Source organism: Streptomyces sp. NPDC054956 (assembly GCF_053609185.1).
In genome coordinates this window covers 1-1,884 of sequence record NZ_JBSGXB010000593.1, presented here as the reverse complement: position 1 = coordinate 1,884, position 1,884 = coordinate 1, and the positions used below count along the sequence as shown (strand labels likewise).

The window sequence follows — 1,884 nt, the reverse complement described above, 5'->3', positions numbered from 1 at the left end:
ACCTACACGGCGTCGGGCCAGCGGGCCACGGAGAAGACCAACACCGGGACTCCTTCGACCCGTACCTACTGCTACGACCCGGCCCGCCCGCACGCCGTGGCAGCCACCACCACCGGCGCCACTTGCACCGGTGTCACCCCGCAGTACACCTACGACGCCATCGGCAACACCACCAAGCGCGCCGAAACCCCCGGCAGCGCCACCTCCCAGACCCTGGCGTGGGGTGCGGAGGGCAAGCTCACCAAGACCACCGAAGGGGCCACGGCCACCGACTACATCTACGACGCGGAGGGCGAACTCCTGATCCGTCGCGACTCCACGGGCGAGACGGTCCTGTACACCGGTGCCACGGAGGTGCACCTCAAGGCCGCCGCGAAGTGGGCCACCCGCTCCTACACCATCGCCAGTACCAAGGTCGCGGTACTGAGCAACGAATCCGGCACCGCCAAGCTGGCGTTCCTGGCCGGCGACGCCCACGGAACGTCCTCCCTCGCCGTCTCCGCGGACGACACCCAGGCGGTGTCCAAGCGGTACACCACCCCGTTCGGCTCCGCACGCGGACCGGCGGCCGCCAACTGGCCCGAGGACAAGCGGTTCCTCGACAAGCCGGAGGACACCGGCACGAACCTGACCCACATCGGCGCACGCGAGTACGACGCGGGCCTCGGCCAGTTCATCAGCGTCGACCCCGTGCTGAGCCTTGACCAGCACCAGTCCCTCAACGGCTACAGCTACGCGAACAACAGTCCGGTCACCCAGAGCGACCCGACCGGTCTCGAGAGCTGCGGGTCCGCCGGCTACTGCGGTGGCGGCGGCTGGACCAACGGCAAGCACATCGAGGACATGGACCCGAACGAGGTCAAGGAGCACTACGAGAAGAACACCGTCTACGACCAGGCCAAAGACTCGATGCACCGCAACCAGGGCAAGGGGTCGAAGACCTACAACAAGATAAACGTGGGCCCCGGTGAGGACCGCGGAATCATCATGATCCGGTACTACATTCACACGTATGGTGCGATGGAGCTCATTCCCGGAAACCCCCTGCTCCTGGGTGACAACCGGGGGCCGACACTCGACCCGGTCGCGGCGTACCGGATGGTGCTCTTCTGGGACACGGCCACGGGAGAGGTCGTCTTCCACGTGGCACCGTCCCACACCATGCCGGGCAAGCGGACCATCTCGTCGTACGCGACGGGTGGCGCACCGATGACGGTCGACGTGGGGTCCAAGCTCCTCGACGCCCTGCCGATCAAGGCCAACATGAACTCCGACAGGACGTTCGACGGCTACAACATCATCAACGGCGCGCGCGATTCCAACTCGGACGAGCTCAACCTGGGCGTGCACGGGGTGCAGCCGTTGCTGACGATCGGGGCAGTGGACAACTATCTGAAGGTCAAGGCCACCAAGGACTCGGTGACGGTGGTCCGCTCGGGCAACGCGTACCCGGACATGGAAGCCGTGCAGTACCGGAAGGGCCAGGGCGCCCGCTGGATCGGACAGGACAGCATGGCGCACACCAGCGGCTATGACGCGCCCGATGCCTTCGGCGGCATCTTCTTCCCGGAAATCATGCAGCGGACCTGGGTCAACGGCACCTGCACGAAGAGCTGCAAGTGAGGAGGAGTTCATGAGTACGGCGAAGTGGTTGGGCATCTCTCTGCGGAGGTACCTGCTGACCGCCCTTCTCGGGTGGACGGCCGCGGCGACGGTGCAGCCCGGTCTGGGCGACGACCCCTTTGTCGAGTCGTTCGTTCTGGGAATGCGCGTGGGGCTCCTGGCCGTGCCGCTCCTGACCATCGTGACCATGCTCGTGATCGCCCTGCTGGCCGGTCGGCGGGTGGAACCCCCGCCCCGCGGGGCCCACCGGATCAGGGGCGG

The 1,884-nt window shown here is 66.7% G+C and carries 2 protein-coding genes; both read left to right on the top strand.

Annotated features, from left to right (window positions below; translation table 11 throughout):
* A partial coding sequence (locus tag ACWGDE_RS38580) for an RHS repeat domain-containing protein (RefSeq protein ID WP_453393756.1) occupies positions 1–1,623 on the top strand: 1,623 nt, incomplete at its 5' end.
* A 10-nt stretch (positions 1,624–1,633) separates the two neighbouring features.
* A partial coding sequence (locus ACWGDE_RS38575; protein ID WP_453393755.1) for a hypothetical protein occupies positions 1,634–1,884 on the top strand: 251 nt, incomplete at its 3' end.